An 8,690-nucleotide genomic window follows, 5' to 3' on the forward strand; every position below is an offset into this window, starting at 1 on the left:
AAGTTTCGCTATTTGCAACTAGAACTCAGCCGTCGCTGTTCGCTCGTCCATTGGAGCTACGATTTGCTTCCAGAAACGCTTGTATGACTCTCGCACCCTCAAGTGTAAAGTTTTATATCTGGATTCAACACTTCTGGTTTAATGCAGCAGAACCCGAACGAAAATTAGAGGAGTGGATTGCTGGGGGGAGCACTATTAATGACTGGTAAAGAGATTGCTCAAGGCATGGCTAATCTCCCCTATAAATTTCGCCTCCGCACAACTCTGGTTGTTCCCTTTGTCTTACAAATTATGGCTGCGGTTGGGCTAGTTGGATTCATTGCCTACCGCAGTGGGCAGCAGGCAGTCAATGATGTTGCTAGTCAATTACGGACAGAACTTACTACGCGAATTACGGAGAAACTAAATGCCTACACGGCGGCACCCAAGACGATCAATCGCCTGAATGCTAGTGCTTTTGCCCAGGGAGATATTAATGTCAGCAATCCCAGTGGTGAGTACTATTTCTGGGAGCATATGCAGATTTATCCAACCCTTAGCTATGTCTATTGTGGGGATGAGAAGGGGAGTTTTTTGGGCACTAGTCGCGTTCTAGAGCAGGATACTGCTTCTAAGGTGATTTTGCACTTTAGCAATGCCGAAACCAACTTTATGCGCCAGGATTTTGGTTTTGATGCTAAGGGGAACCGAATGACTCAGATTGGCACCCTGGATCGCCCCTACGACCCCCGCCAACGTCCCTGGTATAAAGCAGCCAAGGCAACCAATCAGGCAGTCTGGAGTGATATTTATATCGCCTTTGCCACAGGGTTTCCCACTATTACTGCCAGCATTCCCGTCTACGATCGCCAGAGCAATGCCTTGATTGGTGTATGTGCCGCCGACTTCTTCTTGCCGCGTGAGGTCAATCATTTCTTGAAGAGTCTCCAAATTGGGAAGACAGGCACCGCATTTATTATGGAACGATCGGGCCAATTGGTGGCAACTTCTTCAGAAGCACCAATGCTTGAAAAACAGGGCGAAACCAGCGAACGGCTATTGGCGACGGCCAGTCCTGACGTAACCATTCGATCGACGGCTGAAGCATTAATGGCACAATTTAGCGATCTAAACGATATTCAGGCTGTTCAACAATTCGATTTCTCACTGAATGGTCAGCCACAATATGTCCAGGTTGCGCCTTTCCAGGATGGTAATCTCGATTGGCTAGTAGTGTTGACTATCCCTGAGTCGGATTTTATGGCCCAGATCCATGCTAGCCGCCGGAACACGCTTTGGTTAATCCTCCTAGCCCTAGCGGGGGCGATCGCGATCGGAATTTTGACTTCCCGTTGGGTCACCCGTCCGCTCCTGCGGGTTGCCCAGACCTCGAACAAAGTGGCCCAAGGCGACCTCGATCAGCAGGTTGATCCAAGTTCAATTATTGAGGTTGATACCCTGGCGGATTCCTTCAATTGTATGGCCGGTCAACTCAAGGAGTCCTTTGATGCGTTACGGCAAAGTGAGGCAACCAATCGTGCTATTGTTACGGCCATTCCTGACCTCATGATTCGGGCCAAGCGGGATGGGACCTATATCGATATTGTGGGGAGCGATCGCCTGCGCGGCGTACATGGGGTTAAGCGGTTTAGTGCCGGCACGACCGTTTACGAGTCACTGCCGCCGGACCTAGCCGATCGGCGTATGTATCATATCGAGCAAGCCCTGATTACGGGCCAGTTGCAGGTTTATGAGCAGCGGCTGACTATTGATGGCCAGTCCCAGGATGAAGAAGTGCGGATTCTGGTGTTGGGGGAAGATGAAGTCTTGATTATGGTGCGGGATATCACCGATCGCAAGCAAGCAGAAGAAGCCCTACGGATTGCAGAAGAGAACTACCGCAGCATCTTTGAAAATGCCTTGGAAGGAATTTTTCAATCCTCCCCAGAAGGGGAGTTTATCAATGCCAATCCCGCCCTTGCCAAAATTTATGGCTATGGTTCGCCTGCCGAAATGATTGCCAGTATCACGAACATTGGCGAACAACTTTATGTTGATCCAGAAAAGCGAATTGAATTTAGAGCACTTCTCGATCAACAGGATTCAGTTAAGGATTTTGAGTATCGTTGCTATTGCAAAGACGGTAGCATTATCTGGGTGCAGATTGATGCCCGTGTTGTTAGAGACAATAGCGGTAAGGTCCTGTATTACGAAGGAATTGTTCAGGATATTAGCGAGCGCAAACGCCGCGAAGACGAATTGCGGCAGCAATTAGAAGAGCTAAAGATCGAAATCGATCAGAAGAAACGGGATAAAGAAGTTGCAATGCTAACCAAGAGTCATTATTTCCAGGAAGTTCAGCAAGAACTAGAGTCCGTTAACCTGGATGAATTTTGGAGTTAGCTACTGGCGGAATTGCATGAACAGACAAGAGGCTTACTAAAAAAGGGGCTTATTAAAAACAGACAAGGGGCTTAAGGCCCCTTGCTCATCGGCTACTAGTGTCCTTAAACTTGAGCCGGCATCTTCAACTCAGCCGCCGTCAACCGTTCGTAGATTGCCCGCATTTTCAGTCCCGTCAACACTTGGAATAAGCCCGTACCGTTGTTGGAACCCGGATAGTCACGGTGTTGCAGTAGCAGGTGAGTCAATTCACCATAGTATTTGGCCGAGGTATTGCTCAGGTGACCTTCAATGTAGATCAACTCTTCCAGGTTATCGAACTGACCGTCCACCTCTAGCACCGAAACTTCATTGCCATAGTAGCTATCGGGACCGTAGTGCATCTTAATACCGGGATAGGGGCAGGTAAGCTTACGACCGCAGGGGACCCAGTCGATCGTGGACCCTTCATCAAACAGGTAGGCCGGTTCAAAACCCTCAACCCCATCGCGTTGGATCATCTGTACACGTAAGAACTTGTGTTCTTTGTCTTGCTCCTCTGGCAAGAGTTTTGTGGGGAGAACTTGCAAAACAACATCAGCGTATTGCTTTTGCGGGTCAATATAAGCCGTAAAGTCAGGTTTGCGGGCGTTAATCGCGGCAATCACGTCTTCGTAGCGGTGACCACGTTCTGCCATATCCCGTTGAATCTTCCAGGCCACCTTGACATCATCGCTGATATCGAGATACACGCTAAAGTCCAGCAGCGATCGCACCCGTTCGTCATACATCGGATGCAACCCCTCAATGACCACAATTGGGCGCGGGACAATGCGCTCTGGCGGATCGATCGTGCCGGTTTCGTGGTTGTAAATCGGTTTATCGATCGGGTTACCCGCCTTCAGGGCTTTGATCTGCTCATACATCAGATCAAAATTATTCGCGCGGGGATCGAGTGCTGTTACCCCCTTCTCCTTCCGCTGTACCCGATCCAGACTGTGGTAGTCGTCCAAGCAGATCACGGTCATCAGTTCCTCGCCAAAGAGATCGGCTAGGCGGCGCAAGAAGGTAGACTTGCCACACCCAGAATCTCCGGCGACGCCAATCAGTACCACACGGTCTGGCTTACTGGTCATAGGGTCCCTCTAAACAAACAAAACTCGCTAACGGTAATCTTTTGAGGTGAGTCACGATGACTCGTTGCGTTACGTTAGGGTAGCAATTCCCGGCACGGATTCCCGATGTTGCTCCCCAGCCTGCGATCGCGATCGAGGCAAGTTGCCGAGTCGCAATCGTTCGGACGATCAGGGTTGCCCCTAGCGATTGCTCCCGGCGGTTAGGGTTAGGTATTAAGCACTACCAAATTACGGTAGATCCTACCAGAACCGTGTCCCCTTAAACAAGGCACAAGGTGAACTGCCTCTCTATCATGCTAAAGGTAAGTGTGACGAAAAGAAACTATAACTTTTCTCATTTTTCGCAAGCTTTCCTGATATCTGTTGCCCTGCCGGGGTAGGGTTGGCTGACCCGATTCTGGGTGTAACCTGGGTTTGACGCCACTGCTTGGGATGACGATGGGCCGTCTGTCGGGGCGATCGCGCTAGTCGCGTCAGCCTCACCTGCTTGCATTGGATGATTGAAATGTCTTGGGGTGGCGACAGCGATCGCCATCCAGAGGGTACCGTCTTGCTGCATCATAGGTTAAGGCGTTCCTAAGTCAAATCATCCTAGTTGTTTAGGTAAGGTTAGAGAGAGACAAGATCGTTATGTACAATTCAAGTGCTGCCGACTCCTCCAGTGCGGGTAGTCGTCTCTTCCGTTACGAAGTCACCGGCTTGCGGCAGAATGCTGAAACTGATCGGATGGATGCACCCATTCGGAGCAGTGCCAGTATTTTTATCACGGTGCCCTACAGTCGCATGAATGAAGAGATGCGACGCATTACCCGCATGGGTGGCAAGATTGTGCGGATCGAGCCAGTCGAACTCGGTAAGGCCAGCAGCGTTCCCCCGCCGCCGCCCGCCCCCGCCGCCGCCCCGGCCAAGGCCAAGGCTAAGCACGCAGATGTGCCGGTGAATATCTACCGCCCCAATAACCCCTACATTGGCAAGTGTTTGTCCAACTATGAACTCGTGCGTGAGGGGGGCGTGGGCACGGTACGCCACTTAACCTTTGACCTGTCGGCGGGGGATTTGCGCTATGTGGAAGGCCAGAGTATTGGCATTATTCCACCCGGCACGGATGCCCAAGGTAAACCCCACAAACTGCGGTTATATTCGATTGCGTCTACTCGGCATGGGGATCATGGCGATGATAAAACCGTATCCCTGTGTGTGCGCCAGCTAGAGTACAAGCATCCGGAAACGGGCGAAACGGTCTACGGGGTCTGCTCCACTTATCTTTGCAATTTGGAAGTAGGTGCAGATGTGGCGATTACGGGGCCAGTGGGTAAGGAGATGCTGTTGCCGGATGATCCGAATGCGACGGTGATTATGATGGCGACGGGGACAGGGATTGCGCCGTTCCGGGCCTACCTGTGGCGGATGTTCAAGGAAACCCACGCGGACTATAAGTTCAATGGGTTTGCTTGGCTGATCTTTGGTATTCCCTATACGGCAAATATCCTTTACAAGGATGATTTGGAAGCAATGGCGACTGAGTATCCGGATCATTTCCAACTGACCTATGCCATCAGCCGGGAACAGCAAAATGCCGAGGGTGGCAAGATGTACATCCAGGATCGGGTGGCGGAACAAGCCGATCGCTTGTGGGAGTTGATTCAGCAAGAGAAGACCCACACCTATATTTGCGGTCTTAAGGGCATGGAAGATGGCATTGATAAGGCCCTCTCTGGGGCAGCGGCGAAGCACGGGGTAACCTGGTCGGATTACCAAAAGGATCTGAAGCGGGCGGGTCGTTGGCACGTGGAAACCTACTAATTACCGCGTAGCTTCTGGCTCACTTGAACCTTGTTGGTCACAATTTTGCGTATGTGGGTTGTCATGACCTATATGCGCTTTTTTTGTGTTTGCCGTTTGGATAATGGGTAGTTAGAACTGGTTTGAAAAGCCTAGAGAGTCATCCCAGGCGCTTGATGCGTGTGGGGTGGGCAGCCTACCCGCACAGGCTAGAAGCCTGCACCACAGACGAGGAGTTGGTAGACGAGGAGTCTGCTATACCTAGAATGGGAACTTGTCGTGTCGAGCCTGATGAGGCCCAACACGAGCAATGACTTTGTTGGGTCGCACTGGGTTTGACCCAACCTACAAAATCAAGCTTGATTGACCACTAGAAGCCTGCACTACAGTCCTTCACGAACTATTTAGGATTGCTAGATATGCTTACTTTGACGACTAAAGTCGTCACTACGAACAACGAGGATCTTATTGAAGGAGCAGAGTCGCTAGGTTTGTAGTCGCGGTTTTAAAACCGCGATCTTCCCTTTTAAAACGAATTTTTAGAAAGGATTCACCACAAACTGGGCCACAATTTCCGGCTGGGCACCGAGGATCGGATCGGGGTTGGCCAATAAACTGGCTTCGGTATAGGGCGTTACCCCGTAGGTGGTCACCGTCAGCCGTCCCGTGCCGGGGGCAATGTCGAACTCGGTCCAGCCGTAGGTGTGGGTCGCGAGGAATTCCCCCTGGAGCAAGGTCGCGTCGATCTCGGACCCTTCGAGGCCGATCGGGTCATAGCCCAAGAGGGTGGCTGTCCGGTAATCCAAAATTTCGCGCACATACTGGTCTTTGGCGGCGCGATCGGTCAGGGCCAGATATTCCGCCTGACTTTTTCCCTGGGCAGCCAACAGCGAGGCGGGGGTAAACCCGACCGTTGCCGGACCAAAGGGAGCCGCAAAGGTTTGATTAAACGGCGGCGGTAGGAAGGGTACGGTTAACTGGATCGCCACCGGGCCAATCATGACATCGAACGCGCCCGTGGGGGTTTGGGGTAGACCAAAGCCTTGCTGGTTGGTGACGTTATTGACCACGTGGCCGTGGAAGTCGCCCGTGACAAAGACCACGTTTTCGATCTGGTTTGCCGTGATGAAGTTCAGCAGATCCGCCCGCTCGGCGGCAAACCCTTCCCACCGTTCCCCGGACACGGCAATGCCAAAGTGCTGCATGGGAACCGTGGACATGACAAATTTCCAAGTCACCCCCTCCCGTTGGGCGAGGAGCAGATCGTCCTTCAACTGTTGCAACTGGACCGCTCCTAGCATGGTCCGACCCGGTTCAAAGGCATTTTGTAACTGTTGATCGATCGCTTCCTGGGGGGCGGCTTCCGAAATAAAGGGCAGGGGGGCATCTCGGAACGATCGCACATCTAGGACATAGAGGGCGGCATCACTGCCAAAGGTATTGAAGCGATAGAGTTGCTGTCTGCCTTCCGTGCGGGGATCGCCCGTCTCGCCATAGGTCGTCTCCCGGCGGGGAAAGTAGTCCAGCATGGCCCGCAGGGCATCATTGAAGGCAGGGGTTTGGTTAACGAAGCCCGTCACCGCATCCCCGAAGAGACCCAACTTTTGGGGCGAGTCAGCCGGGGGAACGCCACCCGCAAAGTCATTGGTGACTTCGTGATCATCCCAGGTGTTATAGACCATCGTGGTGGCCCGCAAGTCGGCCCAGGTATTGAGGCCAAAGCGTTCACTGTAGACCTCGTTTTGCTTGATCCGAAACTCGTCTAAGGTTCTGGCCTGGGTCACACCGGGCAGGGCAGCGGATTCGCTATCGGCCTCAACCATGTCGCCCATCTGGACGAAGAAGGCGAGATCCCGCTCATCGGCATTGCGGATCGACACGTAGGGGGCCAGTTCCCCTTGCAGGTCCCCGGATACCCCAAAGCGTAGCCCCGATCGCGTGCCCAGGGGAGCGGGAGTAACAAACCGCCCATACTGGGTTTCGCCAGCGGCATTGATCACCCGATAGAAATAGGGGGTATTGGGGGCCAGGTTGTCGATTTCCACCTGCACGGGTACACGGGGGTCGTCCACGATCGCCGTCACCTGTCCCGCGATCGTCCCGAAATTGGCATCGGTGCCATAGTCAAACACGACCTCACCCCGGACGGCACTCCGAGTCCACAATACCGTTGTCGTTTGGGTGGTATCACCGCTGGCAATGCCATTGGGCAGGGTGGTCGGGTCAGCGACCGGCAGGTTAACGGTAAAGTTGGCAGCGCTCAGGCGATCGGCAGCTACCCCATCCAGCACAGCCAAATAGTCCCCAGTGACGCGATCGCGGATCACGGCCCCATTCGGTCCCTGGCTGAGATCTAAATCCTCGAACCGCAAGCCGCCACTCAGGGCGAGCCAGTCTTCCCCCGGTTGAAAGTCAGTAATCAGGTCAGCCAACGCCAGGGTGGCTCCCCCACTGCGTCGCCGCAGGACAAACCAATCCTGTCCCGGTCCCCCGGTCAGCGTATCCTGGCCGCGATCGCCAAATAGAACATCGTCACCTTCTCCTCCCAAGAGCCAATCGTTGCCCTTGCCGCCCCGCAGGAGATCATTGCCGTCGCCCCCATCCAGGCGATCGTTGCCCGCATTGCCGTTGAGGGTGTCATCGCCCGCATTGCCGTTGAGGGTGTCATCGCCCCCCCTGCCGTATATCACATCATCGCTGGAGGTACCCTCGATCAGATTGTTCCCTGCATCGCCAATTAATACCGCCATTGCCCCTTCTCCTTGATCAAAAAATAATGGGATTCAAGCCCCGTCCTTCTCGGACGGCTTTGAGTAAACTGCAAGCACCTTAATCAAAAGGCTAAAATTGCAGCATGGTAACCCTCACTTACGAGTACAAGCTTCAACCTACGCTTGAGCAGGAAGCGGTAATTGCGGACTGGCTGGAGATTTGCCGGAAAGTCTACAATTTCGCGCTGGCCGAACGTAAAGATTGGGCGCGTTCTCGCAAGTGCGATATCAATGCTTGCCGCATCGACCGGGAGTACATCATTCCTGCTGCTGCCCAGCGGCCTACATACTACTCCCAGTGTAAGGCGCTGGCGGCTGCCAAACAGCAGTTCCCAGAATTGAAACGCCCGCATACGCATGTATTGCAACAAGTGCTGCGACAAGTGGAAGCGGCCTTTGTGGCGCTGTGGGAGCGAGGGCACGGTTTCCCCCGGTTCAAGCAACGGCTGCGGTCGTTTCTGTATCCTCAGCCCAACCGACATCCCGTTCAAGATGGGAAGGTGGACTTGCCCAAGCTCGGCAAAATCCCCATGCGGATGAGCCGTCCGATTCCCGATGGCTTTGCGGTCAAGCAGATTCGCGTGATTCGTCGGGCATCGGGCTACTATGTACACCTGATTCTTCAGAGTGAGGTGCAAGT

The 8,690-nt window shown here is 53.3% G+C and carries 6 protein-coding genes; 4 read left to right on the forward strand and 2 right to left on the reverse strand.

All coding sequences use genetic code 11. From position 1 onward, the window contains the following. Both ACWIUF_RS01565 and ACWIUF_RS01570 read left to right on the forward strand, forming a co-directional pair. Positions 1 to 209: hypothetical protein (locus tag ACWIUF_RS01565; RefSeq protein WP_448570418.1), on the forward strand; the 209-nt coding region annotated here is incomplete at its 5' end. Then, a complete protein-coding gene (locus ACWIUF_RS01570; RefSeq protein ID WP_448570419.1) occupies positions 199 to 2,382 on the forward strand; it encodes a PAS domain S-box protein in 2,184 nt (727 codons plus the stop codon). The genes ACWIUF_RS01565 and ACWIUF_RS01570, both read left to right, overlap by 11 nt. Positions 2,383 to 2,486: 104 nt before the next feature. On the opposite strand, the gene ACWIUF_RS01575 is transcribed toward ACWIUF_RS01570, so the two are convergent. Next, complete coding sequence (locus tag ACWIUF_RS01575; protein ID WP_448570420.1) at positions 2,487 to 3,497, reverse strand: phosphoribulokinase; 1,011 nt, start codon at positions 3,495 to 3,497, stop codon at positions 2,487 to 2,489. Between the two features lie 630 nt (positions 3,498 to 4,127). On the opposite strand from ACWIUF_RS01575, the gene petH reads away from it, so the two are divergent. Next, positions 4,128 to 5,300 carry a ferredoxin--NADP reductase gene (gene petH, locus ACWIUF_RS01580; protein WP_448570421.1) on the forward strand — a complete coding sequence of 391 codons (1,173 nt, stop codon included), beginning with the start codon at positions 4,128 to 4,130 and terminating at the stop codon, positions 5,298 to 5,300. Positions 5,301 to 5,818: 518 nt separating this feature from the next. Here petH and ACWIUF_RS01585 read toward each other — a convergent pair. Beyond that, entirely contained in the window at positions 5,819 to 8,029 is a 2,211-nt protein-coding gene (locus ACWIUF_RS01585) for an alkaline phosphatase D family protein (protein ID WP_448570422.1), read from the reverse strand. Between the two features lie 104 nt (positions 8,030 to 8,133). Here ACWIUF_RS01585 and ACWIUF_RS01590 point away from each other — a divergent pair. Continuing rightward, a partial coding sequence (locus ACWIUF_RS01590) for an RNA-guided endonuclease InsQ/TnpB family protein (RefSeq protein ID WP_448570423.1) occupies positions 8,134 to 8,690 on the forward strand: 557 nt, incomplete at its 3' end.

This window comes from Trichothermofontia sp. (assembly GCF_053493415.1).